The organism is Halomicrobium sp. IBSBa, assembly GCF_017612575.1.
GTDB lineage: Archaea > Halobacteriota > Halobacteria > Halobacteriales > Haloarculaceae > Halomicrobium.
On the sequence record NZ_JADPQC010000007.1, the window covers coordinates 100,040 to 126,946 of the forward strand.

28 protein-coding genes and 2 tRNA genes are annotated in these 26,907 nt (G+C 64.1%); 16 read left to right on the forward strand and 14 right to left on the reverse strand.

The window, feature by feature from the left end:
* Positions 1-89: 89 nt before the first annotated feature.
* Together IL252_RS15245 and IL252_RS15250 are read left to right on the forward strand one after the other, a co-directional pair.
* Positions 90-776: a TrkA family potassium uptake protein gene (locus IL252_RS15245; protein WP_208628710.1), complete on the forward strand. Its 687-nt coding sequence runs from the start codon at positions 90-92 to the stop codon at positions 774-776.
* A 1-nt stretch (position 777) separates the two neighbouring features.
* Positions 778-1,008 (forward strand): Lrp/AsnC family transcriptional regulator, encoded by a 231-nt coding sequence (locus IL252_RS15250; RefSeq protein ID WP_170093673.1) that lies wholly within the window; start codon positions 778-780, stop codon positions 1,006-1,008.
* Between the two features lie 209 nt (positions 1,009-1,217).
* Here IL252_RS15250 and IL252_RS15255 read toward each other — a convergent pair whose 3' ends face one another.
* On the reverse strand, positions 1,218-1,730 hold the full coding sequence (locus tag IL252_RS15255; RefSeq protein WP_208628711.1) for a DUF5813 family protein: 513 nt from the start codon (positions 1,728-1,730) through the stop codon (positions 1,218-1,220).
* Between the two features lie 82 nt (positions 1,731-1,812).
* Between IL252_RS15255 and IL252_RS15260 the strand changes: the two genes are divergently transcribed.
* Positions 1,813-2,331: a hypothetical protein gene (locus tag IL252_RS15260; protein ID WP_208628712.1), complete on the forward strand. Its 519-nt coding sequence runs from the start codon at positions 1,813-1,815 to the stop codon at positions 2,329-2,331.
* A gap of 59 nt (positions 2,332-2,390) precedes the next feature.
* On the opposite strand, the gene IL252_RS15265 is transcribed toward IL252_RS15260, so the two are convergent.
* The 6 genes from IL252_RS15265 to IL252_RS15290 form a co-directional block, all read right to left on the reverse strand.
* Positions 2,391-2,475, reverse strand: a tRNA-Leu gene (locus IL252_RS15265).
* A gap of 246 nt (positions 2,476-2,721) precedes the next feature.
* A complete protein-coding gene (locus IL252_RS15270; RefSeq protein ID WP_153552631.1) occupies positions 2,722-3,063 on the reverse strand; it encodes a ferredoxin in 342 nt (113 codons plus the stop codon).
* A gap of 50 nt (positions 3,064-3,113) precedes the next feature.
* A complete protein-coding gene (locus tag IL252_RS15275; RefSeq protein WP_208628713.1) occupies positions 3,114-4,277 on the reverse strand; it encodes an MFS transporter in 1,164 nt (387 codons plus the stop codon).
* Between the two features lie 212 nt (positions 4,278-4,489).
* Positions 4,490-5,029, reverse strand: coding sequence for a peptidylprolyl isomerase (locus IL252_RS15280; protein ID WP_208628714.1), 540 nt, complete (start codon positions 5,027-5,029; stop codon positions 4,490-4,492).
* A gap of 67 nt (positions 5,030-5,096) precedes the next feature.
* Entirely contained in the window at positions 5,097-5,795 is a 699-nt protein-coding gene (locus tag IL252_RS15285) for an NAD(P)-binding protein (RefSeq protein WP_208628733.1), read from the reverse strand.
* Positions 5,796-6,049: 254 nt separating this feature from the next.
* Positions 6,050-6,643, reverse strand: coding sequence for a class I SAM-dependent methyltransferase (locus IL252_RS15290; protein ID WP_208628715.1), 594 nt, complete (start codon positions 6,641-6,643; stop codon positions 6,050-6,052).
* 84 nt (positions 6,644-6,727) lie between these two features.
* Between IL252_RS15290 and IL252_RS15295 the strand changes: the two genes are divergently transcribed.
* On the forward strand, positions 6,728-7,495 hold the full coding sequence (locus IL252_RS15295) for a hypothetical protein (RefSeq protein ID WP_208628716.1): 768 nt from the start codon (positions 6,728-6,730) through the stop codon (positions 7,493-7,495).
* Here the strand turns inward: IL252_RS15295 and IL252_RS15300 are convergent.
* Positions 7,485-8,390, reverse strand: a complete 906-nt coding sequence (locus IL252_RS15300) for an alpha/beta fold hydrolase (RefSeq protein WP_208628717.1) — start codon at positions 8,388-8,390, stop codon at positions 7,485-7,487. The genes IL252_RS15295 and IL252_RS15300 overlap by 11 nt on opposite strands.
* Positions 8,391-8,416: 26 nt before the next feature.
* On the reverse strand, positions 8,417-9,502 hold the full coding sequence (locus tag IL252_RS15305) for an anthranilate phosphoribosyltransferase (RefSeq protein WP_208628718.1): 1,086 nt from the start codon (positions 9,500-9,502) through the stop codon (positions 8,417-8,419).
* A 136-nt stretch (positions 9,503-9,638) separates the two neighbouring features.
* Here IL252_RS15305 and IL252_RS15310 point away from each other — a divergent pair, with 136 nt between their 5' ends.
* The 3 genes from IL252_RS15310 (at position 9,639) to mptA (ending at position 12,374) form a co-directional block, all read left to right on the forward strand.
* Complete coding sequence (locus IL252_RS15310; protein ID WP_208628719.1) at positions 9,639-10,676, forward strand: Lrp/AsnC family transcriptional regulator; 1,038 nt, start codon at positions 9,639-9,641, stop codon at positions 10,674-10,676.
* 94 nt (positions 10,677-10,770) lie between these two features.
* Positions 10,771-11,364: a HalX domain-containing protein gene (locus tag IL252_RS15315; protein ID WP_208628720.1), complete on the forward strand. Its 594-nt coding sequence runs from the start codon at positions 10,771-10,773 to the stop codon at positions 11,362-11,364.
* 80 nt (positions 11,365-11,444) lie between these two features.
* Positions 11,445-12,374, forward strand: a complete 930-nt coding sequence (mptA, locus tag IL252_RS15320) for a GTP cyclohydrolase MptA (RefSeq protein ID WP_208628721.1) — start codon at positions 11,445-11,447, stop codon at positions 12,372-12,374.
* A gap of 4 nt (positions 12,375-12,378) precedes the next feature.
* Here mptA and IL252_RS15325 read toward each other — a convergent pair whose 3' ends face one another.
* Together IL252_RS15325 and IL252_RS15330 are read right to left on the reverse strand one after the other, a co-directional pair.
* Positions 12,379-13,182 carry a TrmB family transcriptional regulator gene (locus IL252_RS15325; RefSeq protein ID WP_170093654.1) on the reverse strand — a complete coding sequence of 268 codons (804 nt, stop codon included), beginning with the start codon at positions 13,180-13,182 and terminating at the stop codon, positions 12,379-12,381.
* A 73-nt stretch (positions 13,183-13,255) separates the two neighbouring features.
* Positions 13,256-14,890 (reverse strand): DUF255 domain-containing protein, encoded by a 1,635-nt coding sequence (locus IL252_RS15330; protein ID WP_208628722.1) that lies wholly within the window; start codon positions 14,888-14,890, stop codon positions 13,256-13,258.
* 139 nt (positions 14,891-15,029) lie between these two features.
* Here IL252_RS15330 and IL252_RS15335 point away from each other — a divergent pair, with 139 nt between their 5' ends.
* The 9 genes from IL252_RS15335 to IL252_RS15370 all read left to right on the forward strand — a co-directional run bounded on the left by IL252_RS15335 (position 15,030) and on the right by IL252_RS15370 (position 24,391).
* A complete protein-coding gene (locus tag IL252_RS15335) occupies positions 15,030-15,608 on the forward strand; it encodes an FxsA family protein (RefSeq protein ID WP_208628723.1) in 579 nt (192 codons plus the stop codon).
* Positions 15,609-15,775: 167 nt separating this feature from the next.
* Positions 15,776-15,849 (forward strand) — tRNA-Ile (locus IL252_RS15340).
* Positions 15,850-16,024: 175 nt separating this feature from the next.
* Entirely contained in the window at positions 16,025-16,273 is a 249-nt protein-coding gene (locus IL252_RS17840) for a hypothetical protein (protein WP_369334730.1), read from the forward strand.
* Positions 16,270-16,464, forward strand: coding sequence for a sigma factor-like helix-turn-helix DNA-binding protein (locus tag IL252_RS15345; RefSeq protein ID WP_208628724.1), 195 nt, complete (start codon positions 16,270-16,272; stop codon positions 16,462-16,464). Before IL252_RS17840 ends, IL252_RS15345 begins: the two co-directional genes overlap by 4 nt.
* Entirely contained in the window at positions 16,465-17,214 is a 750-nt protein-coding gene (locus IL252_RS15350) for a hypothetical protein (RefSeq protein ID WP_208628725.1), read from the forward strand.
* Complete coding sequence (locus IL252_RS15355) at positions 17,204-17,362, forward strand: hypothetical protein (RefSeq protein WP_208628726.1); 159 nt, start codon at positions 17,204-17,206, stop codon at positions 17,360-17,362. Before IL252_RS15350 ends, IL252_RS15355 begins: the two co-directional genes overlap by 11 nt.
* Positions 17,363-17,364: 2 nt before the next feature.
* Positions 17,365-19,122: a MarR family transcriptional regulator gene (locus IL252_RS15360; RefSeq protein ID WP_208628727.1), complete on the forward strand. Its 1,758-nt coding sequence runs from the start codon at positions 17,365-17,367 to the stop codon at positions 19,120-19,122.
* Between the two features lie 551 nt (positions 19,123-19,673).
* Positions 19,674-23,738, forward strand: a complete 4,065-nt coding sequence (locus IL252_RS15365) for a VWA domain-containing protein (protein WP_208628728.1) — start codon at positions 19,674-19,676, stop codon at positions 23,736-23,738.
* A 23-nt stretch (positions 23,739-23,761) separates the two neighbouring features.
* The gene (locus tag IL252_RS15370; RefSeq protein ID WP_208628729.1) at positions 23,762-24,391 is read left to right on the forward strand and encodes a hypothetical protein; all 630 of its coding nucleotides are present in this window, start codon (positions 23,762-23,764) and stop codon (positions 24,389-24,391) included.
* Between the two features lie 184 nt (positions 24,392-24,575).
* On the opposite strand, the gene IL252_RS15375 is transcribed toward IL252_RS15370, so the two are convergent.
* The 3 genes from IL252_RS15375 to IL252_RS15385 all read right to left on the reverse strand — a co-directional run.
* Positions 24,576-24,956, reverse strand: coding sequence for a hypothetical protein (locus IL252_RS15375; protein ID WP_208628730.1), 381 nt, complete (start codon positions 24,954-24,956; stop codon positions 24,576-24,578).
* A 163-nt stretch (positions 24,957-25,119) separates the two neighbouring features.
* Entirely contained in the window at positions 25,120-26,136 is a 1,017-nt protein-coding gene (locus IL252_RS15380; RefSeq protein WP_208628731.1) for a hypothetical protein, read from the reverse strand.
* Positions 26,129-26,907 (reverse strand): hypothetical protein (locus IL252_RS15385; RefSeq protein WP_208628732.1); only part of this gene is annotated, 779 nt, incomplete at its 5' end. The genes IL252_RS15380 and IL252_RS15385, both read right to left, overlap by 8 nt.

Sequence of the window (26,907 nt, forward strand, 5' to 3'; positions counted from 1 at the left end):
GGTCGTTTCTCACAGTTTCGATCTCTCATCTGGACACCGCGTCTCGACCACGGGGTACCTTTATCCACCCCCAACTCGTAAGCATTACCATGCGATTCGTTATCGTGGGTGCCGGTCGCGTCGGACTCCGGACCGCTCGCGTGCTCGACGACGGCGGGCACGACGTGGTCCTCGTGGAGAACGACCCCACGAAAGTAGCGCGTGCCCGCGACGAGGGACACGACGTAATCGAGGGCGACGGTGCGGTCGAGACGATCCTCGACGACGCCGACCTCGACCGTGCAGACGCACTCGGCGCGCTGACCGGCGACCTCAACGACAACTTCGTAGCCTGTATGATCGCCAAACAGTTCGACTGCCGGACCGTGATGCGCATCGACGAGGACTACCGCGAGGAGATCTACCGCAAGTACGCTGGCGACGTGGACGAAGTGATCTACCCCGAGCGCCTGGGGGCGATCGCCGCCAAGAACGCCCTGCTGGGCGGGAACATCCGTGCCGTCGCCGACATCGATCAGAACCTCCAGCTCGTGGAGTTCACCATCACCGAGCAGTCGCCGATGCGGGGCTACTCCATCAGCGAACTCGAACTGCCGGCCAACGCCCGACTGCTCGCGTTCGGCAAGCGCGACGAGCCCCTGGACCTGCCCGGCGAGGACGAGACACTCGATCTCGGCGACCACCTCGTCGTCCTCGCGGACTTCGACGTGCTCGGAGACGTGCGCAGCATCGTCGTCGGCGAGACCGGACGCGCGGCCGCCATGGGGGGTGCCTGAGATGGTCGTCGCCTACGTGATGGTCAAGGTGTACACCGGCGACGCCGACCGGCTCAAAGGAGAAATCGAAGCCATCGACGGCGTCGCGGCCGCTCACATCGTCGCCGGGGACGTAGACTTCATCGCGAAGGTCGTCGTCGAGACGCCCGCCGAGGTCAAAGACATCGCCGCCAAACAGATCCAGGAGATCGAGGGCGTCGAGGACACGCAGACCTACATCGCGATGGACTAGACGACCACCGTTTTGAACTTCGGGTTCGGCTGCGGCGAACCGCTCGTGCAAAACCGTCCTCAGAGATCGAAGCGTTCCGATGGGCTCACAAGAGCGCCGCTCTCGCGAACGTGGGTCAAGAGGCTGGACTCGCCAACGGCGAGTCCGGGGAACCGGGCGACCGGCCGGGGTGGACCTGAACCGTCGCCACGCCCGGAGTGAAACTGAATCTACAGCGGCGTCCCGCCGGCACCGCCCTCGCCGTTGGTCTGGGCCTGGTTGACGAGGTCGGCGACCGCACCCTCGTACTCGTAGCCGGGGACGACCCCCTCAACGTACGTCCCCTCGACGTACTCGACGAACGTCTTGGCGACCCGTGGGGCGGTGTCGGCGTTGCCCAGTTCGAACCCGTATGTGACGACGACGTTCTCGCCGTCGCGTTCGACCGCAAACGTATCCAGTTCGACGCTCGTCCGGGTGGCTTTGGGAGCGTCTTCGAGGCGGCGTTCCAGCGTCTCGAACCAGCCGTCTGCGACGGCGTCGCCGACCGACTCGACGGTCGCGGCGGACAGTGTCGGAGCCCGGACGGTGACGGTGTAGGCGACGCGCCACTCCGGCGCGTCGTCCACGACGACGGTGCCCTCGAAGGCAGTCGTCGTCACGCGATAGCCGTCGTCGGTCGACTCGAACGCACTGTTTCCCTCGAAGGCTCTGGCTGCACTCTCGGGCGAATCGTCGCTCATTGCACGTCCGTAGGCCGCTTGCGGGCAAAAGCCCGTCGCCACGCCATCACAGTCAAGTGGTGACGACGACTCCATCGAACCGATGCCGCTCACGCCCTTCCATCTCGGTCCGGCGCTACTCGCTGGTGTCGTCCTGTATCGATTCCTCGATCTGCCGACAGTGCTGGCTGGCAGTGTCGTCGTCGACGTTCGGGCCACACTGGTCGTGTTCGGCCCCCTCGACGGGCCGATCCACGGTGTCCTGACGACGTTCGTCGGAGCGACCGCCGTCGCTCTGACGCTCACCGTCGTCGTGTTCGCGATACCGGACGGCGTCCAGTCGCTGCTCGATACCGGGCGGCTAGCCCCGACTACCGGCCTCGGCCCGGTGCTGGCGGGTGCATTCGTCGGGACTTGGTCCCACGTCGTCCTCGACTCGCTGCTGTACGCAGACGCCCGGCCGCTCTTTCCGCTCGCGGGAAATCCGCTGCTACGGGAGGGCGTCGTCTTCGTTCCGGTCTACGGCGGTTGTCTGGTCGCCGGGCTGTTCGGACTCGCTGGATACGTGTTTCGGCGACGGCAGACGGACGGGACCCGACCAATCAAGTGCGGGTCGCCGTGACCGACCCGCCGCTGTCGACTCCCTGGCGGCCGCGCTCGGAGTGTAACGATCCGGGAGAATGCGAGGGATGGGATTCGAACCCACGGACCCCTACGGGAGCGGGTCTTAAGCCCACCGCCTTTGGCCAGGCTCGGCTACCCTCGCGCGTTCTGGACTACCGACGGCCGGTGGGTTGGGGCTTTCGGTCTCTGGGCCGCGACCGTCGGCGGTCGAGACCCGTCGATCGAGACCGTCGAGCGACCACGCGCGACTGATCCTGCCGGCTGTCACTGTTGCAAGATATTTGCGACCACGGGGTCCCAAATTCGTTACAGACGGACAGCCGGCAGTACGATCACTCTGTTTCACGCCGAGTGCCACCGACACCGGGAGGACGAGCACAGTCGATGATCACCAGTCGACCGACAGCGTCCCGTCGCCCTCGGGGTCGGGAGCGATCTCCTCGTCGGTCCGGCGGTCGACCACGTGGATGACGCCCACGTCTTTCTTGGCCGGACACACCTCGGCGGCACGGATCTCGTCGTCGACCTCGTCCTCGCCGACGAAGTACACCTTCGGTGCGGCGATCCCGGTGTCGAGGTTCAGGTCCCAGTTGTGCGAGACCTCGGCGCACTTGCCCGCGCCGATGCACTTGTTGGCCTCGAAGATGATCTTGTAGGGCTTGTCCTCGACCGGCGGCGCGTCGGTCCCACCCATCTGGCTCGGGTCGACCGGAGCGTCTTCGTCTGCCATATCGGACGAACGCGGGCTGGACAGTTAAGCCCGACTCTTCCCGCAGGACGCTACTGCCCGACGCCGGCCGCGTTGCCGAGTCGGCGCAGCGTCGACCCGTGAAAGCCCAGGCTCAACAGGAGGGCGGCGGCCGCAAGCGCCGACAGCACGAAGTACATCGACTGGACGCCGACGAGGTCCATCACGTTCCCGGCACCCAGTTGTCCCAGCGCGCGCCCGGTCCCGATCCCGAACGCCGAGAGCACTGCCTGTCCCGTCGAGGTCAGTTCGTCGGGCGAGAAGCGGTGGGCGAACTCGACGACGGCGAGGTTGTACAGCGCCAGTCCGACGCCGAGCACGAGCTGGACCGCCATGATCGCCGTCGGCGTTCCCACGGCGGCGTAGACGAGGTAACAGCCCGCAAAGAGGGCGGCACCGAGCGAGAGCTGCGTGCGGTTGGCGAGCCCGATCTTGGCCATCGAGAGGAAGATGACGGCCTCGCCGACGGTCTTGACCATCCAGGCGGTGCCGGTGAGGCTGTCCGGCGCGCCGATCGCCCGGACGTACACCGAGAAGTAGGCGCTGCCCGAGGAACTGGCCCCGCCCAGCAGCACTGCGACGCCGAGCAAGAGCAGAAATCGTCGGTTGCTGAGGAGCTTGACGGCCTCGCGTCGGAGATCCGGCGTCAGGTCGGCGTCGGCGTCGGGCACGCTGCGGACGATCAAGACGAGCACGACCATCCCGACCGCGTAGATGTAGAAGACGATCTCCGTCGCGAACCGCGAGAGCAGCCACCCGATGACGAGGCTCCCCAGCCCGAACGCGATCGAGCCAAAGGCACGGACCTGTCCGTAATCGACGCCCCGAGAGAGGATCATCGCGTTGGTGATCGGGACGATCGGTGATCGCACCGTCGAGAGCAGCGCCGTCGCGAGCACGAGCAAGAGGAAGGGGTCGGGGACGCGCCCGGCTAGCGGGAAGGCGAGAATGGCCACGCTCGACACGCCGGCCGCGATCAACAGGACCGGCTTGGAGGCCGCGAAGCGATCGGCCACTCCGCCCCAGATCGGCTGGGCGATCATCCCGCCGACGACGAGCAGCGCACCCAACAGCCCCATCTGCCCCCCAGTCAGTCCGAGCTCCTCGAAGTAGGCGTTCCGAAAGACGATGAAGCCGTTCGAGGAGGCGAAGAAGACGAAATACAGCAACTGATAGCCGCGCTTGTCCCCGAGCATGGGCAACACTCTCGATTCCTCCTACTTCAAGCCACGGATACGGTACTACAGCAGTTGTTAATCGTGGAGGGCGGCCGGCGGCAGCGACCCGGTAGCGCCCTTCAGTCTCCCGCTGTCGAACGACGCGGGACGAACAGTCGCCGTTGGTCTCTCGTCAGCGTCGACAGCGCGAGACGCGTCGGACGGTTCTGCACAGACGACAGCTGGCAGTATCAGTCGTGGATCTCGACGCCGTCGATCGTGATCGGCGTCGTCGGTCCGTCGTGCATGTCCGTGTCGGCGTTGCCGATCGCTTCGACGACGTCCATGCCGTCCGCGACCTCGCCGAAGACGGCGTGCTTGTCGTCGAGGTGTGGCTGGGCGTCGAGGGTGATGAAGAACTGCGAGCCGTTCGTGTTCGGACCGCTGTTGGCCATCGAGAGCTTGCCGGCCTCGTCGTGGCGCAGTTCGTCGTGGAACTCGTCGTCGAACTGGTAGCCGGGGCCGCCCCGTCCGGTGCCGGTCGGATCGCCGGTCTGGATCATGAAGTCCTCGATGACGCGGTGGAACTCGACGCCCTCGTACAGCGAGTCGCCGCGAATCTCGCCGCTCTCGGGGTCTTCCCACGTCGTCGTGTCCGGGGCCGGCTCGGCGTCGGCCGCCGGATCGTGCTCGGCCAGTCCGAGGAAGTTCTCGACGGTACGGGGTGCGCGCTCGTCGTACAGTTCCAGTTCGATGTCGCCCTTCGAGGTCTCCAGCGTGACGCGTGTCATACGTCCGACGAGGGCGGGTAGGCTGAAAAACCCTCGTTGTTCGATCGAGCGACTGCGCCCCGGTCGGTCACAGCCTCGCCGTCACCTGCTCGCCGCTGACGACTTCCGGTACGATCACCTCGTCGGCACCCGCACGACGGGCCAGCGCTTCGTCCATCCGACTGCCGGCCCGGACCACCAGCTCGACGGTGGGTGCGAGCTGACTCGCGGCGATGGCGATCTGGACGTTCGCGCTCGTGTCGTCGATAGCGCCGATCACGGTCCGGGACCGTTCGACGCCAGCGTCGGTCAGCGTCTCGTCCTGTCGGGCGTCGCCGCTGACTGCGAGGTGCCCGTCGTCGATCGCTCGTTCGAACTGTTCGTCTGCCTGTTCGACGACGACGACGTCGCGGTCGCGCTCTTGCAACCCCGCGGCGACGGTCTGTCCGAAGGTCCCGTAGCCACAGACGACGACGTGGTCGTCGAGTTCCTCGATCGTCTGTTCGATTTGCATCTGTCGAAGTTCCTCCTGAATCTGGCCGCCGAACGTCGCCGACAGCAGCGTCTCGCCGATCCACAGTCCCGCCACCACGAGTCCGGAGAGCACGACGATGGCGTACGCTTTGACCAGTCGGACCGGGCCGTCGTGGGACTGGAAGTGCAACTCGATGCTGGTCGGATCGAGGAGCCAGAACAGTGCGTCGACGACGCCGACGCCCGCGAGGACGCTGAACCCTACGACGCCCGCGACGACGACGGCGACGAACCCGAAGACCGGCCGGATCATCCGACGCAAGAGCGCCCGTCGCAGGACACCTCTGAGGAGCGTTCCGAGCACCGTCAACACCGCACCTCCGGACTGGGCTGTGGTGGATCGATACGACGCGGTACGACTATCATGTGGGTATGTGACACACCCTATCTCGGACGAACGAATGGTTATTGATACCACTTCTCATTAAACAGTATGGAGACATTAAATCCGAGTCTCGACATCGGGACGGGTACCGGGCCAGTAGCACGGGCAGGCGACGTGGCCCGCTACAGCGACGCCACGACGAACTCGGTGCTGGAGCCGAGCGGATCGTCTGCGCTCGTCGTTCGGAGGTCGTCGAAACCCGCGTCCCGAAGCTGTTCTCGTGTCCGCTCTCGCCCCGGTGCTGCGAAGAACATCTCGCCGCCCATCCAGCCGCGCCGAACCGTCTCGAAGCGGCCACCGGACAGCGTCATCAGGACGCTGCCGCCCGGCTCCAGTACCCGAGCGAACTCCCGGTAGACTGTCGGCTGTTCGTCGCGTGGGACGTGAAAGACCGCGTAGTAGGCCGTAATTCCGTCGACTGCGTCGTCGGCGACCGGCAGCGCGGTCATGTCCCCCTGCAGGAGGCGGGCCCCGGGAACCGTCTCGGCTGCGAGTTCGAGTCCACGTCTTGAGAAGTCCAGTCCCAGGCTACCGGCTGGCAGGTTCGCCAGCGTCCGGGCACCGTCGCCACAGCCCGCGTCGAGGACGAGCGGGTCGGGCGGCAACTCGTCGAGGAACTCCCCGATCAGTGCCGCGTCGGAACCGCCAGGATCACGCTGGCGAGCGTACGTCTCGGCGACTTCCTCCCATGCCGCGCGGACGTCGTTACGATCCATACCACCGCTTGGGGCTCGTCCCCAAAGAGTGCTCCCCGACCAGTCAGATCCGACGGTATTTCCGCCCGGCGGCCAAGAAGTCGTATGGTCGATACGGCCACGGACGCACACACGGCAGCCGTCGACGCGGTCGCGGGCCGGCGCTACGAGCGTGCCGGCGACGAGTACACGCGAGCAGCACGAGCGAGACTCGCTCGTCCCCACGAGGGACACCATCCCTTCGAGGCCGACGAGAACGGCTGGATCGGCGTGGGACTACGATACCTCGCGACCGCCGCGGTCGCCTACCGCGTCGCTGGAGCCGACGAACGGGCGACCCACCGCTGTGTCGAGGGTGTCGCTGTCTCCCGGGACCTCGAACACGTCCTCGAACACCCGATACAGCGGGCCTGCCTCGCCGAGTTCGTCGCCGACTACCGGGTCGTGGGCGACGTGGGAGACGCACAGGCGGCGTACGCTGACGCGGTCGACGCCTACGAGGTGGTCGACGTGGAGTCGCCACAGCGGTGGGCGACGACACCGCTTTTCGAGGCCGCGGCGGCGACGATCAAACAGGTCGCTCGCGGGCTCGACGACGGGGAAATCGCGATCACGTGGGAGGATCTCCACGGGGCCGATCCGAACGAGCCCGGCCCGTTTCTCGCTCACCGAGCGCAGTTCAAGCGCCAGCGCTTCCGGTCGCTGGTGGCACGTGCCGTCGACGACGGCACTCTCGCCGCGAGCCGCGGCACGACGGAGTACAACAACGCGAACTTCAGGTGTCCGGAGTGTGGCTCGACGGACGTAAACTGGGTCGCCGACCGCACGCTCTGCATGCGGTGTTCGACACCGATGGAGCGCTCTAGTCGGTGAAGAAGTCGACGAGAGCCTCGTTGACCCGCTCCGGCGCGTCGAACTGGACCCAGTGGCTCGCGTCGGGAATTCGCTCGACTGCGATGTCCGACGCCCACTCGTCGAGTCCCTCGGTCAGTTCGAGATCGAGCGCGAAGTCTTGCTCACCCCACAGCAGCAGCGTCGGCACGTCGACGCTGCGGTCGGGCTCCTCGCCGCCGGTCAGCATCGACCGCGCTCGCTGGCGGCCGAGCGCCCGGTAGTAGTTGACCGCCGCCGTCAGCGCGCCCGGCGTCGCGAGCGCGGACTTGTAGCGCTCGACGTCCGCGTCGGTGAACGCGTCGGGCCGGACTGTATCGCCCAGAATCGACTCGACGGCGGCGTAGTCGTTCAGTCGGAACCCCAACTCGGGGAGGACGGGCAACTGGAAGTAGAAGACGTACCAGGACTTCGCGATCTGGGTGGGCGAGGAGCGAAGCAGCCGCTCGTATCTGGTCGGGTGGGGCGCGTTCAGAACGGCCAGCCGATCGACGACATCGGGACGGTCGCTGCCGACGTGCCAGGCGATCAGGCCGCCCCAGTCGTGGCCGACGACGTGGGCTCGCTCGCGGCCGCAGTGCTCGATCAGCCCGGCGACGTCGGCGACCAGTTCGTCGACTCGATAGTCGCCGACGTTCGGTGGCTTCTCCGAGCGGTTGTAGCCGCGCAGATCGGGCGCGACGACCCGGTAGCCGGCGTCGGCCAGCGACGGGAGCTGATTGTGCCAGGAGTACCAGAACTCCGGGAAGCCGTGGAGCAAGACCACGAGGTCGCCGTCGGCGGGGCCGGCGGTCACGTAGTGCAGGCCGATCCCGTTGACCGTCGCGCGTTCGTGTGTCACCGCCTGCTCGTCGAACGTGGGTGTCTGAGATGTCATCTGAGAGCGTCGGTCTGGCGGTGTCGTCAGTACGAACGGAGGTCTTCGAGGACCGCGGCGGCGCTGCCGTCGCCGATGGCGGCGCGGGCTTCGGCCAGGCCGTCGTCGAGACTCGACACGTCCTCGCGTGCGTAGATTCGCAGTGCGGCGTTGAGTTCGACGGCGTCGGCGAAGGCGTCCTCGCGGTCGCCGGCGACGACTTCCTCGGTGATCGTCGCCGAGTCGCCGGCCACGTCCTCGACTTCGAGGTCCTCGCCCTGGATGTCCATCCCGTACTCGGAGGTGCGGATCTCGTAGTCGAGGATGCCGTCCTCGTCGGCCTCGGCGTCGTCGGAGGGCCACTCGGCGACGACGGTCGCGCCGGGGCGGATGTCGTCGTACCCCTCCATCCCCTGGAAGAACAGCGCGCGGTCGGCGGGGTTGCGCTGGGACTTCGTGAGCGTCTTGACCATCCGCTTGGCGAACGCGAGGTGGTAGAAGCTCCCGAGGTGGACGCTCGCGTCGGCCGGATTCGCCAGCGTCTCGACGGTGTTGACGTAGGTCCGCACGCCCATCATGTCCCGCCGGTCGAAGAGGTCGTCGACGCCGGGGTTGAACTCGGGCTGGTAGTAGAAGCCAAAGCCCACGTCGTCGACCAGATCGGCGCTCTCGCCGGGCGAGAGGTCCGTCGTCGCGCCGAGTTCGTCCAGCACGTGCTTGTAGGCGTCGAGCTTCTGGGTCGGCACGCGATCGCCCGAGTGGACGACGACGGGCGTGCCAGCGGCGGCGGCGACGACCCCGGCAGCGACGCCGAGGATGGCGGAGGTGTGCTTACCGTCGTAGTTGGCCCCGCAGTCGACGGGGTCGGCACTGGGTGCCTCGACCTCGACGCTCTCCTCGCGCATCACGTCGACGAAGGCCGCCAGCTCCTCGGGCGTGTTTCGCTTCCAGCGATTCGCCAGCCAGAACGCGCCCAGCGTCGTCTCGTCGGGCTCGCCGTCGAGGATCCGCTGGAACGCCTCGCGGGCCTGTTCGCGGGTCATGTCTTCGGCGGACTTGTGCCCGGAGCCGACGACCTCGGTCATCAGACGCTTGAGCGGCCACTCCCCGTACTCGCTGGTCGCTTGTGACATGCGAACAGGTTCGGCCGCGACCGGCTAAAGCCCCCCGGTTTCCCACCGAGATTGCCGGTCGAGTACCCACAAATCTGGGGGATAGGGTGGAGAGACAGTCGAAAAGGATACACCACCACACTCCCTAGCCGTGGTGATGAGTCTCCAGTCGGGCGACTGGCGCGAGCGCATCGACGACGTGGACGCCACGCTCATCGACGGCTTCCAGAGCGGGTTCCCCGTCGAGGAGCGTCCCTTCGAAACCGTCGGCGAGGAGCTGGGGATCGACGCCGACGACGCACTCGAACGCGTCCGACGACTGCTCGACGCGGGCGTCTTCCGCCGGTTCGGCCCGGTGTTGAACCCCCCCGTCATCGGGTCGTCGGCGCTGGCGGCCATCTCGGCACCCGACGAGCGCTTCGACGAGTGTGCCGAGATCGTCAACGGCTACGACCAGGTCAACCACAACTACGCCCGCGACCACGAGTGGAACATGTGGTTCGTCGTCACCGCCAGCACCCGCGAGCGCCGCGACGAGATCCTCGCGGAGATCGAGTCCCGGACCGACTGCTCGGTGCTCGTACTCCCGATGTTGACCGACTACTACATCGACCTGGAGTTTCCCGTCGTCAACACGGACCGCTTCGCCCGCGAGAGCCTGCAGTCGACCGACGTGAGCGCGACCCGGATCAGCGAGTCGGCGGCCGCAGACCTGACGCCACTGGCCCGCCGGCTCCTGCTCGCGATCCAGGAGGGGATGCCGCTATCTGCGACGCCGTACCGGGAGCTGGCCGCGAGCGTCGACGCGCCGGTCGAGGACGTGCTGGCGACGATCGAGCGCCTGCGCGAGGACGGCTGTATCAAACGAATCGGCTGTGTCGTCAACCACGTCGCGACCGGCTTCGACAGCAACTGCATGGTCGTCTGGGACGTGCCCGACGGCGAACTCGACGAGCGCGGGCGGACAGTCGGTGAACTGCCATACGTGACGCTGTGTTACCACCGCCCGCGGCGACCGGAACAGGACTGGCCGTACAACCTCTTCACGATGATCCACGGTCGGGAGAGCGACGCCGTCGACGCGAAGATCGACGAGCTGGCGAGCGATTACCTGCCCGACGACCACGAGCGGCTCTACTCGACGGCGACGCTGAAACAGACCGGGGCGCGGTACGACGATCTCGTCGGGAACTAGGCCGGAGATGTCGTCGCTGAGAGGACAAACTCCCAGACGGCGGCCGATCCCCGGAACGCTTTTGCGTTAGTTGGTTCATAGTATACGTAGTCAGATGGCCGTGAGCGAGCGCGCGACTGTGCTGATCGTCGACGACGAGCCCGACGTGGCAGACGCCTACGCAGCCCAGCTGCGCGGTCAGTACGACATCCAGACGGTCTACAGCGGCGAGGCCGCGCTGGACGCACTCGACTCCGAGATCGACGTGGTGTTGCTCGATCGACGGATGCCGGACATCTCCGGCGACGCCATTCTCGAACGGATCCGTGAGCGCGACCTGCCGGCGCGGGTGGCGATGGTGACCGCGGTCGATCCCGACTTCGACATCATCGACATGCCCTTCGACGACTACGTCGTCAAGCCAGTCAGCCGCGACGACCTCTTCGAGACGATCGAGCGGCTCCAGAGCTGTGCGGCCTACCAGAACCACTTGCGGGAGTACTACGCGCTCACCTCGAAGTTCGCGGCGCTCAAAGCGTCCAAACGAGAGGCGGAACTCCAGTCGAGCGACGAGTTCCAGGAGCTCAAAGATCGGATCGAGGACCACCAGGCGGAACTCGACGAGATCGTCGACCGCTTCGACGAGCACGATTACGAGGCGATCTTCCGCGACGTGGGCGGCCGCGCAGAGCTGTCGCTGGACGAGTGATCGACCTGCTCACACTGTGACCCCGCTTTTGACGGGGGGTTCCGAAAGCACTAACCGAAGTTGTTCCCTAGGATGGGTCGATGAGCCAGCAACTGCCGGACGTTCAGGCGTCGAGCCCGGACGTCACCGTCGGCCTCAACCGCGTCGGCGTCACCGGCGTCGAGAAGCTCGTGAAGATCGACCGGGCCGACCAGCGCCCGATCGTGCTGATGGCGACGTTCGAAGTGTTCGTCGATCTTCCCTCCTGGCGCAAGGGCGCGGACATGAGCCGCAACATGGAAGTCATCGACGAGACGCTCGAAGCGGCGGTCCGCGACGAGGTCTCGGGTGTCGAAGCGGTCTGCGGTGAGGCGGCCGAACGCCTCCTGGACAAGCACGACTACACGACCAACGCCGAGGTGCGCATGGAAGCCGAGTACGTCACCCGCGAGGAGACGCCGGCCTCCGAGCGGCCCACCCAGTCGACGGCCGACATCGTCGCGTCGGCGACCGCCGACGAGGACGGGACTCGCGAGGAGATCGGAGCCCGCGTCACCGGAATGACGGTCTGTCCCTGCTCGCAGGGGATGTCGGCCGCTCGCGCTCGCGAGACGCTGCGGGGCCTCGACGTCGACGACGAGACCATCGACTCGTTCCTCGAAGAGGTCCCCCAGCCGGGCCACTCCCAGCGGGGCCACGCGACGCTGACCATCGAGAGCGAGGGTGCGCCCGACGTGGACCTGCTCGACGTGATCGAGGTCGCCCGCGAGTCGATGAGTGCTCGCATCTACAACCTCGCCAAGCGCCCCGACGAGGACCACATGACCTACGAGTCACACAAGAACGCCAAGTTCGTCGAGGACTGCGTGCGTTCGATGGCAGAGGGCGTTGTCGATCGCTTCGACCATCTCCCCGCGGACGCCGTCGTGACGATGAAACAGTCCAACGACGAGTCGATCCACCAGCACAACGCTCACGCCGAGCGCGTGGCGACGTTCGGCGACCTCGAAGCGGAACTGGCCGACGACTGAGGCGTCAGTCGCCGACGATCTCTCGGGCCCGCTGCCAGCGTGGCTCGAACTCCGCGTAGATCTCGTCCGCGAACTCCGGATCTTTCAGGTCAATGACGGCGAACGTCGACCCTCCGAGCGGGTGGGGAACCTCGATACAGACCTCGACGTCGTCGATCAGTTCGAACGTCGACGTGACCTCCTCCGTGGTGCGGTAGTGGTAGTTGTCGTACTGCTGGAGGCGTCGCTGGTAGGCCTCGCCCACGTCTGCCGGGACTGCCTCGACGAACGAGGGTGGCAGGAGCATGTACACCTCGACGCCGCGCTGGAGGGCACTCTCCAGTTCGTCGACCAGTCGGTCGGTCGCCTCGGTCAGGTCGAGTTGCCGGCCGGGCAGCGAGCCCACCATCACGATCCGCTCGTCGGCGGCCGAGAGCCGTTCGACCAGGAGGTCGACGGTCTCGGCAGGGCCGACGGCGGCGGTCCAGAACGGTTCCTCGACCGGCTCGGCGGATTCGAGTTGATTCGAGAGTTCGTCGACGATCTCCTCGTACTGCTTTGCCTTCTCGTCGAGCTGGCGTTTCTTGTCCTCCAGGAGCCGCTCCAGGGCGGTGTCGGGCTCGACCGGCGCGTACTTTTTGGGCCGACTGGCCGTCTGGCTGCGGACGAGGTTGTACGTCTCCAGGCTGTTGAGCACGTCGTAGATGCGGCCCATCGGAACGTCACTGGCGCGTGACAACTCCTTCGCGGTTGTCGGTCCCGTGTCAAGCAGCGACCGGAAGGCGCGATCTTCGTACTCGGAGAGGCCGAGGTCTCTCAGATTCGCCATACCGACGACAGGACACGGACAGTCAAAAACGCATCGGCAGTTTGCCCGCGTGTATCGTTTTTTCGAACGACGCCTACGCGTCGCCCGTCAGGACGGCTTCGAGCCCCGCCGGCTCCTCGGCCGTGCCGACCTGCTCGCCGCCTTCGAACAGGACCGCCTCGTCGCCGCCCACGTCGGGGACGACGACGGTCTCGTGGTCGGCCAGTCGGAGTGCGGCCCGGTGGAGGTCGCTCCCGGCTCGCGGGCCGACGCGAAGGACTGCGGGCGAGCGAAGCCGGGCGGCCGTGGCCGCGTAGTGTGCAACTTCGACGCCCATCCGGTCGGACGCACCGGCGAAGGCCGCGATGGCATCGTGAGCGGCCGTCCGGTAGCGCTCGTCGTCGGCGAGCGCGGCCAGATCGAGCAAGGCGTCGGCCAGCTCGACGGTCGCGTCGAGTGGGTACTGCGAACGCGAGCACAGGCCCGGCCCGTCGGCCGGTCCGTCGCGAAACGCTCCGCTCTCGGTCTGGAGGTGCTCGATCGCCCAGTCGGCGATCGATCTGGCGGGGCGGCCCTCGCCGAGCACCTGCCAGCTGGTCGTCAGTCCCTGCAGGACCCGCGCCTGGTCGAGGAGGAGCCCGGTCGGCCCCACGGCGTCGTCAGTCCGGTAGTGCGTGACCGCGCCGTTCTCGACGAGCGTCTCGGTGATCGTCTCGCGGGCGCGCTCGGCGTACCGGCGAGCCCGCTCGTCGTCGGTGTAGGCGGCGTACGTCGCCAGCGCGTCGATGGCCATCCCGTTCCGGTCGGCGAAGACCGTCTCGTCGACCTGGGGCGGGTCCGCCGAGGCCCGATCGCTGGCGTCCAGCCGGTGGTACGTGTCGTCGCCGGCCTGACTAGCGGCGAACGCGCCGCTGGTGTCCCCGCCGGTGTCGACCCACAGCTCCGTCGTCAGGTACTCGATGGCCCGCTCGGCGGTCTCGCGATAGGCCTCCTCCCCCGTGTACCGATAGCCGTGAGCGAACGCCCTGACGAGGCCGGCGTTCTCGTCGAGGAGCCGCTCGGTCCGCGCGTCCGACCACGTCCGGCCGTTCGCGTAGCGATAGAACCCGCCGTCGTCGGTGTCCCGGAGGTGCGTCTGAATCGCCTCAAGCGTCCGTGTCGCCTGGTCGCGAGCCCGCACCAGCGCGAACTCGACGGTCCGTGGCAACGGGAACTTCACGTCGGTGCCCCAGCCGCCGTACTCCTCGTCGTAGGCCGCGAGCAGCTGCTCGACCATCGCCTCCTCGATCCGTGCGGTCACCTCGCCAGCGGGCGGTGCCTCGGTCTGGAGCGAGCGCGGGACGGAGCCGGCGGCCTCCCCCTCCGTCTCCCACGTCTCGCGGACACTGTCGAGGATCCCGCGGAAACCGTCGGGCCCGAGATACGTCGCCCCGGTCAGCACCGTCCCGTCGGGCGTGAGAAACACCGTCGAGGGAAACCCACCCATGATGTATCGCTCGCGCACCTCGGGGTGGCGGTCGCCGTCGACCCGGACCGGGACGAAGCCGTCGTTGACGTTGGCCGCGATCCGTGGCTCCGCGTACGTCTTGCGGTCCATCTCGCGACACTCGGGGCTCCAGGGCACCGTCAGCGCGAGCAAGATCGGCTTGCCGGCCTCCCGCGCCGCCTCGAAGGCCGCCGGCCCCCACTCGCGCCACTCGACTTTCGTCTCCGCTGCGAACTGATCCATACCCGGGTTACGGAGCCGACTGGCAAGAGACTTGCACTCTCGGATCAAATCGGTCAACACGCCGTCCAGTGGCGTCGGAGCACACTTCCACCGGTCCGATACTCGAAAAGCGTTTGAGTCGCGGCGGGCAAGTGCGGGTATGCTCCGGGTCATCGCGGTGTTGCTGTTGATACCGCTGCTGGACGCACTCCTGCTCGTCGTCGCCGCAACGCAGTTCGACACGCTCTCTGCGGCCGTCGTCGTGTTGCTCGTCGTCGTCACCGCCCTCGTCGGGATGTTGCTGGTCCGTGCCGAGGGACGCCACACGCTGCGCCGGATCCAGGAGAAGCTGGCGACCGGTGAGGTACCGACCGACGAGTTGGTCGACGGCGGCTTCCTCGTCGCCGCGGGCGCGTTCTTCCTCACGCCCGGCTTCGTCACCGACCTCCTCGGCCTCCTGCTCGCGCTGCCGATCACGCGCGCGCCGATCCGCATGGCCGCCAAACGCTGGCTCATCACCCCCTACCTCGACGCCAAAGCTCAGGGATTCGTGAGCGGCAACGTCTACGTCGGCGGCTTCCCCGGCCAGGGCGACGCCGGCCCGGGTCCGAGCGGTCCGGCCGGCGGCCCCGACAGCGGCCCGAGCGACGGCCCCGGTACCGTCGGCTCTGATGGCTCCCCTTCCGGTTTCGACCACGACAACGCCACCGACATCGACTTCGAGGAACGCGACGAGTGAGACTGCCGGCTGCTGGTCTTCGACGCCCCCTCGCTACACCGTGCCGGCGACGCTCGTGACACAGTGACAGCCGACAGGACGACGACGGGCGTGGTGTCGACCCACACTCCGCCCCCGAAAAGTAACGTTTAACAGTACCCCTCGGGTACACTCTGATGCACTCGCTCGGGCCGGTAGCTCAATCAGGTTGAGCGCTCGGCTGATAACCGGGAGGTTCGCGGTTCAAATCCGCGTCGGCCCATCACAAATTCTATCGCTTTCCAGCCGAACAGAGACGGCTATTTCAGTCGTTTAGGCTGGCGGTTCTGGAGTTTTAACGATTCTGTGGGAGGGGGTCGAAATCGTGAGTTCAGTAGTGTTCCTAACGGACACCCACCACGTCTGGCACTCGTTTTAGCCGAAGGTGATCTGGCGTGATGCGGCTTCGCCAGCGAAGCCGAGAGACGTGCCAGAACTGTGGCGCACACGTTTCGCGTGACTTCCGACGGACCTTCGGCGACGAGGATAACATCGCCCACCGCTGCACGGCCTGCGACTGTATGCCGCGTATCTCCCGAGGAACTGCTGCCGGGAAGGAGATCAGCTATCCCGACCCCGCGGAGCAGCCCCAGCGGAACCAAGGCGGTCGCGTCGACGCGCGGACTGACGGGGGTGATTCGCTGTGAAGTACCAGTCGTCTCTCTTCGAGTACGAGGAAGACCTGTCCCCGCTGTCTGACGCCCAACAGGAAGTGTACGAAGCCGTCGAGCAGGACGGCTTCGGCGTTCGCGAGTACGCGCGCAAGACCGGGCGATCACCTGGTACTGTGGGCAACCTGCTCCGGCGGGCTCGTCGACGGCTGGGAGGTGGGCAGTAGATGTCTACCCAGGAGCGGCCGCTGGTGGTGGACGCCTACAGCGGTCCGGGCGGCGTCGGGCTCGCCCTGGACTCGCTTGACGTGCGCCACGTCGGGGTCGACATCCAGGACTACAGCGACACCTACCCCGGCGAGTTCGTCCGGGCAGACGCGTCGGACGTGGCGTTCATGTCGCGGTTTCCGTCGCCGTCGTTGCTGTGGCTCTCGCCGAAGTGTCAAGCCTACTCGAAGCTCTCCTACGCGAACGCAGGACGGTACGACTGGGACCGCACACCCAAGGAGAAGTACCCCACCTTCGACGACCTCAACGTTCGGGCGGTCGTTGACGCGATCAACCCGGACCACTACGTCATCGAGAACGTCGCAACCTGCGACGACCTTCGGGAACCCACGCGGTTGAACGGGTTGGCCTTTGGGCTCCCTATCGTCAACGAACGCCACTTCGAGACGAGCTTTCCCGTCCCCGACGCGCTCGGATCTGGGAAGCCGGACTTCCAGATCGGCAGCGACTACGTCCGTCACGAGCTGGCCGCCGCGAAGGACGTTCCCCCGGAGTGGACCGAGTCCGAAATCCGCTCGGCGATCCCTCAGGAGTTTGTCTACTACCTGCTCCACCACTGCCCGTCCGTTCCAGACGTACCGTTACCGGGCGGGTTGGAGAGCCACCAGTCGCGGCTCACCGACCAGTTCGTCCCCGCCACTGACGGCGGGACGCCACTCCAGAACGGAGGTGATGGGCGTGGGCGGTGAGTTCGTCAGAGCCTCTCGTCTCTACGACGTCGAGGCGAGTGAACCCCTGCGTTTCGACTGGGCGAAGATGCAGCCACTCGCGGAGAGTCAGACGGAAGTCGAGCAGGCGCTCCACCGCCTGCCCGACGAGGATGCAAGAGCGAGGTAAGCATGTCGCGGTACCTCAAGTGCGCCCCTCACGAGGGCGACGTGCGCTTTACCGTCGGTGTGCATCCCGACCCAGCCGTGCAGAACCACGGGCTGGCACCCTACTATGCGATGCACGGGTTCATGAAGGACTGGGGAGACCGCTGGCAAACCCAGGGGAAGCCGACCCGAGACATCGAGTTCAACGGCCAGCAATGGGCGACGGCTTTCGACTATTCGAAAAGCGGACTGGATCCGTGGGACAATCCCTCCTTCGAGATCGAGGAGGTTCGGGAGTTCCAGTTCTACTTCGTCGCCAAGGACTCGCCCCACTACTCCGGCGAGCCCGCCGACCAAGACCCACGGATCAAGGGCGGAACGATCACCGTCCGCCCGCGCTGGCCGAATCTCACGTCGGACGGTCAGCCCGTCTCGGTCCCACAGTACGGCGAGCCCTACATCGACGTGCAGGTCCAGGCCTCGAACATTCCCCACGAGAAGTACCTCACGCTCGTGCAGCGCGTGATGGACGCCTATGGAATCTCATCGCGGTACTTCGACCAGCCCCACCCAGACAGCCACGTGAACGACCTCGCCTACTACGTCCGGCTGTACCGCGATGCGAGCGGCCCGCTGTTCGCGCCGGACGGCCCGATCGCCCGGTGTCACACGTTGATCCAGGGTGACCGGAGCGGCTACCGGAAACACGTCGAAGACAACACGAAGCTTCCCGGCTACTACGTCACGGCCACCGTCGAGGACGAGAAGGCCGACGAGCTGGTCCGTGGGCATGGGCTGGGAAAGGAGTTGAAGCACTACTACCCGAACCACCCCAACGAGTACGAACCCGATGACGCCCCGTACCATCCGAAATTCGAGGTGTCTTACCAGACGAGTCGTACCGACGACACCGTTCGATGGGACGACCTCGACGACGCTCGTCGGGAGCTGGAAGAGACGATCCTCAACTGTCTGGAGTGGACCGGTATCGCAACCACTGCTGACAGCGGTGCGTTCGTCGACTTCGATCCGTACTGGTCGGTCGAAGACACCATGGAAGCCCGGAAGATCGTCAAGTGCCCGCTGCCGGAGATCGAAGACGAGCAAGAACACCGAGTGATGAAGCTCTGGGGCGACATGACCCGCGCCGACCGGGACGTGACGGAGCTGCTACTCACCGACGGTGGGAAGGTCTCGCCCCAGGAGGCCGCCGAGCAGACGGGCTACACGTACCGAACGATCCGCACCGTCATCGACCGTCTGGAAGGATTGATCCGGCATACCTACGGCGAGATGGAACTCGAATCGAAGAAGATCCAGCAGGAGATTCTCAAGCGCGTCAGGGCGGCCGGTGAGCGCTTCGAGCAGTCTGTCGGCAGCGCAGTGATGGATCTGGCCGACGCCGCAGAGGAACAGGAGAAGACCCGCTGGAGTCGACTCCGGCGCGAGTACGCCATCACCGTCCGTGAGGGCGACGACTGCCGGAAACTCCTGAAGATGGGCTACCAGCCTACCGATCGAGCAGAAGCCCGCGAGATCATGCGCGAAGTGAAGACGGCCTACACCCAGTTCGTCGAGAACAACGTTTACGGTGTCCACGTCGTCGTCAGCTACGCCGACGGCGCCCGTGATCGTTTCCGAGACCTTCGGAACGTGTTCGAAGGTCAACGAACCGGCGAGTACATCACCAGAGAGCAGCAGGAGCGCCGGAACAAGAGTTTCGACTTCGAGGCCTGGAAGGCCGCTGGGTACCCGCCTGCTGACGAGTGGTCCGGGGGGTAGCGCGCCCCCTGGATAGAGGCATCACTGTCCAGCACCCTACTTTTGCGGCAATATCGTCCCATAACCCCCACCCCGGCGCGTCGCGCGGCTGGGTTCGTTCCCTCTCGGACGTCACCCAGCCGCGCGACCAGGGGGAACCCGGAAAGCGAGCTTCCGGGTTCCCCTTAGTCGTGTGGCTAAGGCCACCTTCCCAAAATACACCGCACAGCGACAACACGGTCCAACGATTTCAGGGCCTTCCGTCGTGATAACCGCGGGAGCAATCATAGGATAGCAACAGCAGACTTTGCGGACAGGACTGGACGTCTCACAGATCCAGTCAGAGGTTTTTAAGGACGACAGAATTGTTTTTGTTGGTTTTGACTCCGTATTCGTGAAAGGGGATGTTCGATGCTTATAAGTCTAAAATCAAATTCTATCTGAAGTCGTGGGAAACTTCTATTGTCATTCATTAAGTTTTCTAACAGCGAAATAAGTAAATAAGACGTCGATAATGAATTCGTATGACTACCCGAAGGAGGGTCATCTCTGTCTTTTTGACAGTACTTCTCGTGACCTCCACGTTCACGCCAGCAGTTGCGGCAGGATTACCAGCGAGTAGTGTCGGAAACGAGTCGACACCGGTCGACAGTGTCGGCAATCAGCCGACCGACACCGAGACGCCGACAGACGTACAGACACGAACAGAGACTCCTGCAACAGAAACGGACACGGAAACAGCTGCCACAGAGACGACGACTCCGAAGGCTCCGACGAGTAAATCAACGGCAACAGAAGAGACCGCCACATCGGTGGTGACGACGGAGCCGGGTGAGACACCGCAGGTCTCGGTATCGGAGAACGCGGCGCCACGCGTCAAGAAGTCGGCTGCACTGGCGATCATCGATCAGATCAACGCCAGTGACTCGCCTCACCTCGAACGCGCAGGCCAGCGTGTCAATGGGACTCTGTCGGCATACCGTGGGCCGGTACGTGTTTCAGACCCGAAATTATTCACTGACGACGGAATCGCTATCCGCGCGCTCATGCGCCTCGTGGATTCTGAGTACAGCAACGATACTCGGCGAGCGGCGGAACTCATCTACGAGGCGGACAACGAAAGTGCCCGAACGACTGTTGCCGATGCGCGCCGGCTCTTCGATCAGTACGAAAGCGAGTTAGATCGAGGCACCCGCCAGTCTGCCGAGAGTCAACTCGCTGTCGCCGAACAGGCACTCGAGCGGGCGAACCGCTGGGATGCCGAAGCTACCGAGGAAGCTACCGAGGGGCGAGAGTACTATCACGCCCGGGCGACGGCAATTCCGCATCTCCGAACGGCTCACCGGCACGCCCAGATGGTGCTCGACGCTATCGACCGGAACGAAACGACGAGCGTCACGATCGAGCAGCGTGCTGACCCGGTCCGGTTGGGCAACGAGTCCCTGTCGTATCCACTGTACGGGAACGTCACTGGTGGGGATCTGACCACTGACACTCGGGTTAGTATCTCAGTCAACGGGACGCAGGTGAAAACGGTCAACACCACCGCTGTCTCGACTGCTGCTGGACAGAACCGTTCGTACAATACGTCGATCGAGCTCGAGGAGCGCATCAACCGTATCGAGGTGTCGACGCTGGAAGACAGCGGACCTTCGGCGGTCCTGCGTCTCGACGGCGACGGTCTTCCAGACACGTACGAAACAGACGTTACGGGGACCGATCCGCTCGATCCGAACAGTGACGCCGCGTCGACGGCGGCGAACGAGTCGACTAACGAGACGGTCGACGGGGCGGAAGACTTCGACGGAGACGGTCTCTCGGCGGTGCGGGAGCGCGAACTCGGGACAGACCCACTCGCCAACGACTCCGACGACGACGGGCTGACCGACGCTGTCGAAGTGTTCCTGACCCAGACGGACCCCCTCGTCGCTGACACGGACAGTGACGGGACGCCTGACGAGGCCGAAGACCCCGACGAGGACGGCCTTGACAACGGCGACGAGGTAGCCAACGGGACGCATCCGCGGGTCGCCGACAGCGATCGCGACGACTTGCTCGACGGTGAAGAGATCGAGGAGTACGGGACGAACGCGACGGACCCGGACACCGACGACGACGGCCTCGACGACGGTGCGGAGATCCGACTCGGCACCGATCCGCTGGTCGCCGACACCGACGGTGACGGCGTCCTGGACGGTAACGAGACGTTCGAGACAGAGACCGAGAACAGTTCGCTGGGCGTCTCACTGGAGCTGACTGGCGAGGGCGACGTGGCAAACGACACGACCATCGCTCCGCAGGACGACCCGATGTTCGACACCGACCGCGTCGACAACATGAGCCAGTCGCCGGTCGTGGAACTCACCGCCGACCAGGAGTTCGACTCGGCCAACGTCACGATGGAGTACGACGACACTGGCCTCGAGAACGAATCTCAGGAGGTGGCCATCTTTACCTACGATCCGGAGGCAGGCATCTTCGTCCCGCTGAACTCCACCGTCGACCCCGCAAACGACACTGTCACCGCACAGACGGAGCACTTCTCGACGTTCGCGGTGTACAACATCGAAAACTGGGCCTCGACGTACGATGCGAAAGAACCAGTCCGTGACACGGACGACGACGGGGTGACGCCAGTCGACGTGGTGATGCTGATGGACGTCTCGGGATCGATGAAGTCCCAGGACCCCGATCGGCTGGCCAAGGACGCGGCACAGCGATTTACCAGCGGCCTGTTGGACAGAGACCGTGCAGCCGTGATCGAATTTGACAACTTCGGGCGCGTTCAACAACCACTCACGAGTAACTTCACAGCAGTTAACCAGTCGATTCGTAATCTGGAGTACGAAGGTGGCAACGGCGGCACCGACTTCGCGTCGATCGGTGCCGCGAACGAGCACTTCGCGGAACGCAGCAGCCCCGATCGTGGAAAGATTACGATCTTCCTAACCGACGGGAGATCAATCCACGACGATGGGGCCGAGAAGGCAGCAGTAGCTGCGGAGAACAACATCACGATCTACGCCATTGGATTCGGTGGAGCAAGCAGGAGTCAGTTGGCCCCAATCGCGGAACAGACCGGCGGGAACGTCTCCCTGGTCGACAGTGCAGCGGACCTCCCCGAGGTCTTCTCTCGTGTGGCCGAGAACACGACGACGATTAACGACACAGACGGTGACGGGCTGAGCGACGAACGCGAGACCTCTGGAATCGTTCTCGGTGGCCCGGACGGTGAGGTTGTACGCACCGATCCCACGTCGAACGACACCGACGGAGATGGGCTGTCTGACGGCCGAGAGGTCGGGGAATTTAAATCGGTGTCGTTCACCTTCAACGGCGAAGAGTACGAGGGATCGTACTTCGATTACACTGCGAATCCCACTACTCCCGATACTGACAGTGATGGCTTATCAGATGGCGCAGAAGTCGCATTCGAAACCGACCCACTCCGAGGCAATCCGGACAATGATCAATTCTCCGATCGGTACGATCCTCAGCCATACATCGAGAACCGGCCGCCTTCACTGAATATCACATTGGATGAGCAGGGTGCTCTGGTATTGCGGTCGTACATGGCTTTTGTAAGTGTAAGTGATGAAAGCGATATTCAGCGTCTTGAAATAAACTATACGGGGGGAACAACAAACGTCTACCACCCCGAGAAGTCAGAAGTTACTGCAGTTGTACCAGGTCCGCTGAATTCCCCATCACTCTACATAGAAGCAGTGGATGAACACGGGAACGCACATCCGGTGAACATCCAGATGGAAAATGAAAGTACCGTTGTCAGTGCCGGGATTAGTCTAGCGGCCCTGCCTAGAAAGGCTAGTTTGAGTCGAACGACAGTGCAGGGGATCAGCAAGACACCACTCGGCATTCTCGTGACCGCATCACTGGGTTACGCGATCAACGAGGAGGTCGGTGATGAGCAGAGGCGAATAGCTCAGTCACCTCTCTCGCCAACTCCCGAGGTCAGAACGTACGAGAACAATGGTCAAGAAGTCTCCCTAAACAGAGGGTTCGTAGAGGAGCAGGACGGCTACTATCGAGGCTATGGTTGGGAGTACATTCAGGCAACCTCCGAACTCACTCGGGACGATATTGGACGGATCCTCGAAGATGGCGAACGCGTAACAAGCGGAGAGGTTACGTACGTTATCGGGGACGGGGTTGTTCCGGAGGAGGAGGCGATCTTGGCCATCATCGGTGGGACGCTGATGACGGCTGAGAGCGTGGATAGAGCCGTTGAACATGATAGCTCTAACTCAAACTGTGAGAGTACGGATTTCGTCGTAGAAACAGAAAATAAGAGGAATAGTGGCCCAGATAACCCCGAACACACCATCAGAGATGAAAAACCAATTAATGACTTAGAAACGCTTGATGACATTATTAAAAACCCAGACCGAATCTTGGACTTTGGACCTCAGAGATATCTATTCCGAACCTTCGAAAACGGTCGGACTGCAGTAATAGTGCTACACAAGAACTTTAACCCAGTTTTCTCCGAAGTGGTCTACGAACTAATCACCCAACTAACAGACGATGGAAAGCTATACGACTCTCTCGAGGATGCAGTGGATGATATTAAGGAAAACGAACAAGAGGAAGAGCCTTCAAATGATATAACCTGCTAATAATGAAAGATCGAGCATACCAGTTGACCGACGAGGCGGGGAAGGCACGAGAAGCAGGTCAACTCGGGAGAGCAGGCAACTTGTACACGGCTGCAGCTCACGAACACGCAGGAACAGTGACTGAGCACTCTGGACCTGAGCCCGATCACACGGAACGAGCGGTCGCCCGATTCGTATATGCTGCGACGTGCTATCGTATCGCTGGTAATGACTTTCGGACGCAGAACCGGTGTGACATCGGGATTCTCCTCGCGGAAGACTACGCTGCGTATCTCGCGGATCGAGACTTCGAACCGGGCACGTTCGCGGACCTGCGTCGAGGGGCCTGGCCAGAATTCATCGGCGATCTCCGGACCATCGCTCAGCGTGACGATGCGGATGACGCGTACGACCGAGCGATCGAAATCTACGATTCGGTCGGAGACTGGGAATTCGTGTACGGTGAGCAAGAACACATTCGATTGGCTTCGTACTACAGAGATGTACGACGTGGCCTGGGCGACAAAATCCCGGACGATGCCCCCGAGGCTAAAGGGTTTGGCACGACGTTTGCCGAGTGGGTAGCGTACAAACGAGAGCGACTGTCCGACCTCCTCAACGCACTGGAAGCACAACAAGCGTGGCCAGTGCCACAGGGACAAACAAACGAATAACAAAAAAGCTCCGAGCCCGGAAAGTGAAGTCGGACCGCTCTGGAACTCTGTGGTGCAGGTGAACAATTCCAGAGAAGCACCTCCACGAGCCACCGGATGCCAATCCGATGGTCCATCACATATCGAAATCGAACGAGTCAAAACGTCACGCGACCGGTGTTGATTCTCGCTTGAATTTGGAATTTTAACAGAGAATACTGATCCCGATCTTCGCCTGCTCAGCACCCCGATGATCGCCGCCGCCATGCCAATCAAGCTGCGGCAGTCGCGACGAATGCCGCGTCTCCCACTGTAGCACTTCAACACCTTTCCCTCGAACCCGGTACAGCGCAAACACGTACCAGCCGTTTGCGGCCCGTAGCTGCTCGTGGTACTGATCGTAGAGCTTGAACGTGCCGGGCTGGCCGTCGCTGTGGCGATGCATCGCGGCCTTGATCTCGACAGGTGTCCCATCCGCTCGCTTCGCGTCGTGCCAGCTACACCGATCGAGTTCCAGCCCGTACCGCTCGGCGGCCTGCCGCTCAACGAGCGTCCCGTAGTGATTCGCCTTGTGCGACCGGTTCATCGCGATCGCGCCCCGCGTGCGTCATATATAGATACTCCTTCCGACTGTGTTCCGACATTGCCCATAGCTCGCGCGTGCTCGCCCTGCGAGCGCGCGCCATGGGCCAGTAGAGGGGGTGCATCGGGGGGTTGGTTGTTGTTGGTTTCCGCCAATCCCGTCGCTGTCATGCAGTTAGTCCCTCGACGTCGCCAACCACGTTCCGGTGTTCACCGTCTTCCTGATACTCGTTCCACCGCTGGCGGACCCACTCAGCACTGTAGGGGACGAATTCGGCGATCTCGTGGTTTGGTCGATCCGGATTCGATTCCTTGGCCGTGATAACTGTGTAGACCGCCAGTTTCCGCGAGAGGTCCGCTGGATCGACTTCGTCGTCTTCGCCTTTGCCGGACCACGACCACGTCGTCGGTTCCTTGTCGTCGTAGCGCCAGTCCGTCTCGGGGATCCCCGAGACAGAGAGGATGGGATTCACGCCGGAGCGCCCCTTCACGTCTTCGTAGAAGGTCGCTTCCTTCAGCCCCTCCTTGTGGACACAGGTCGCCAGCTCACGAACGAGGGGGTGGACGTCTCGACCGTCGTGGCCGATCACGATCAAAGACCCGCCATACTTGCGAATCTTGTAGGTGAGCGGCCCCAGTTTCGTCTTCGTGTTGTAGCCGTCTTTCCCACCACCGCCAGCGTTCGAAGAGGCTTCGTCGAAGATGAACAGCTTCCTGGTCTGTTCGTTGTGCATCGGATCGCCGTCCTGCTTGAGCCACTCGTTCAGATCGCCGTAGTTGGCGAGCCAGCCGTCACGACGGTCGCCGTCGTCGCCGACCCAGCCGTCGGTCTCTTCGAGCGTGCGGATGTTGGAAGCGACCAGTCCGTCCGGGTGCTGTTCCTTCCAGAGCTGTCCGAGCAGACACGCGAAGTTCGACTTTCCCGATCCGGGTTCGGCCCACATGTAGAACATCGGGGCGGGGCCAGTCATCTGGGCACGGAGCTGGTCGATGGCCTTGATCCCGGAGATGTCGGCCCGCTGGGGGTCGTAGTGCGTTTCGAGGATCGCGAGGTACCGCGACAGCTTTTCGTCGCGGACGATCCCGGCGTGTGGGTGCGCTTCGTCGGGATCGCGCTGGCCGTAGCCGTCCTGGTACTCGCGGAACTGTGCCGGGGTGTAGAGGTCGCTGTTGTCCTCAGTCATCGTTCATCTGGGGGTTCTGTTGGTCGGAAGTCGATACGTCGGTCGGCCCATCGCCTACGGCGGCGTCAGCAGTGGGATCGTGATCGTCGATCTCGTGGATGGTGGGGGCGTCGTCGAAGTCTTCGCCGTCCTCGACGAGGCTGCCGAAGGTGTCCTGGGCGGCGGTCTTCTGGATCATCTGACCGCGTTCGTTGGCTTCGCTCTCGGCGGTGACGAGCTTCTTCTGAAGTTCCACGGCCCCGCACGACCACCGGCCGCGGATCGCTGCAAGCTCTTCCGCACGGTCGATGAGCCAGCCGTGGATGTCCTCCATCTGCTTCTTGGAAGTCATGAGCTGGGTGTCCTGGCAGCCTTCGAGCCACACTCCGCGAACGCGGACCTGCTCGATGTCGTCGAGGTACTCGTACTCGCGGACGGCCCACGCGTTGCCGCCGTTGATTGGGTACGGATCCGGGCCTTCGATCTGCTTCTCGCGCCAGAGTTCCGGCGGGACGTAGTGCTTCTGGACGGTGTCTTCAGCAGCGTTGACGTGGTGAACCTCGATCCAGTTGCGGTTGCGGAGCCACCGGGCAATCTTCGCGCCCACGAGGTAGCACGGCACGCCGAGCAACAGCCACCCAACGAGGACACCCGCAATCCAGGCGGGCGGTGTCGGGAGCTGTGGCTGGTAGTAGATCACCAGTCCGAACGCACCGAGGATCATGCCCGAGACCAGCAGCTTGTACTCGCCGAGGAGCCAGGTGAGCCGGTCGCGGTTCGTCTGGAACGTCG

What these genes read in the sequence shown, in the direction of transcription:
- IL252_RS15335 (WP_208628723.1), top strand. Translation starts at nt 15,030, where the DNA reads ATGCTCCGGGTCATCGCGGTGTTGCTGTTGATACCGCTGCTGGACGCA.
- IL252_RS15375 (WP_208628730.1), bottom strand. Translation starts at nt 24,956, where the DNA reads ATGAACCGGTCGCACAAGGCGAATCACTACGGGACGCTCGTTGAGCGG.
- IL252_RS15315 (WP_208628720.1), top strand. Translation starts at nt 10,771, where the DNA reads ATGGCCGTGAGCGAGCGCGCGACTGTGCTGATCGTCGACGACGAGCCC.
- IL252_RS15255 (WP_208628711.1), bottom strand. Translation starts at nt 1,730, where the DNA reads ATGAGCGACGATTCGCCCGAGAGTGCAGCCAGAGCCTTCGAGGGAAAC.
- IL252_RS15290 (WP_208628715.1), bottom strand. Translation starts at nt 6,643, where the DNA reads ATGGATCGTAACGACGTCCGCGCGGCATGGGAGGAAGTCGCCGAGACG.
- IL252_RS15350 (WP_208628725.1), top strand. Translation starts at nt 16,465, where the DNA reads ATGTCTACCCAGGAGCGGCCGCTGGTGGTGGACGCCTACAGCGGTCCG.
- IL252_RS15275 (WP_208628713.1), bottom strand. Translation starts at nt 4,277, where the DNA reads ATGCTCGGGGACAAGCGCGGCTATCAGTTGCTGTATTTCGTCTTCTTC.
- IL252_RS15325 (WP_170093654.1), bottom strand. Translation starts at nt 13,182, where the DNA reads ATGGCGAATCTGAGAGACCTCGGCCTCTCCGAGTACGAAGATCGCGCC.
- IL252_RS15380 (WP_208628731.1), bottom strand. Translation starts at nt 26,136, where the DNA reads ATGACTGAGGACAACAGCGACCTCTACACCCCGGCACAGTTCCGCGAG.
- IL252_RS15360 (WP_208628727.1), top strand. Translation starts at nt 17,365, where the DNA reads ATGTCGCGGTACCTCAAGTGCGCCCCTCACGAGGGCGACGTGCGCTTT.
- IL252_RS15245 (WP_208628710.1), top strand. Translation starts at nt 90, where the DNA reads ATGCGATTCGTTATCGTGGGTGCCGGTCGCGTCGGACTCCGGACCGCT.
- IL252_RS15305 (WP_208628718.1), bottom strand. Translation starts at nt 9,502, where the DNA reads ATGTCACAAGCGACCAGCGAGTACGGGGAGTGGCCGCTCAAGCGTCTG.
- IL252_RS15280 (WP_208628714.1), bottom strand. Translation starts at nt 5,029, where the DNA reads ATGACACGCGTCACGCTGGAGACCTCGAAGGGCGACATCGAACTGGAA.
- IL252_RS15330 (WP_208628722.1), bottom strand. Translation starts at nt 14,890, where the DNA reads ATGGATCAGTTCGCAGCGGAGACGAAAGTCGAGTGGCGCGAGTGGGGG.
- IL252_RS15270 (WP_153552631.1), bottom strand. Translation starts at nt 3,063, where the DNA reads ATGGCAGACGAAGACGCTCCGGTCGACCCGAGCCAGATGGGTGGGACC.
- IL252_RS15295 (WP_208628716.1), top strand. Translation starts at nt 6,728, where the DNA reads ATGGTCGATACGGCCACGGACGCACACACGGCAGCCGTCGACGCGGTC.
- IL252_RS15260 (WP_208628712.1), top strand. Translation starts at nt 1,813, where the DNA reads ATGCCGCTCACGCCCTTCCATCTCGGTCCGGCGCTACTCGCTGGTGTC.
- IL252_RS15285 (WP_208628733.1), bottom strand. Translation starts at nt 5,795, where the DNA reads ATGATCCGGCCGGTCTTCGGGTTCGTCGCCGTCGTCGTCGCGGGCGTC.
- IL252_RS15310 (WP_208628719.1), top strand. Translation starts at nt 9,639, where the DNA reads ATGAGTCTCCAGTCGGGCGACTGGCGCGAGCGCATCGACGACGTGGAC.
- mptA (WP_208628721.1), top strand. Translation starts at nt 11,445, where the DNA reads ATGAGCCAGCAACTGCCGGACGTTCAGGCGTCGAGCCCGGACGTCACC.
- IL252_RS17840 (WP_369334730.1), top strand. Translation starts at nt 16,025, where the DNA reads ATGCGGCTTCGCCAGCGAAGCCGAGAGACGTGCCAGAACTGTGGCGCA.
- IL252_RS15300 (WP_208628717.1), bottom strand. Translation starts at nt 8,390, where the DNA reads ATGACATCTCAGACACCCACGTTCGACGAGCAGGCGGTGACACACGAA.
- IL252_RS15250 (WP_170093673.1), top strand. Translation starts at nt 778, where the DNA reads ATGGTCGTCGCCTACGTGATGGTCAAGGTGTACACCGGCGACGCCGAC.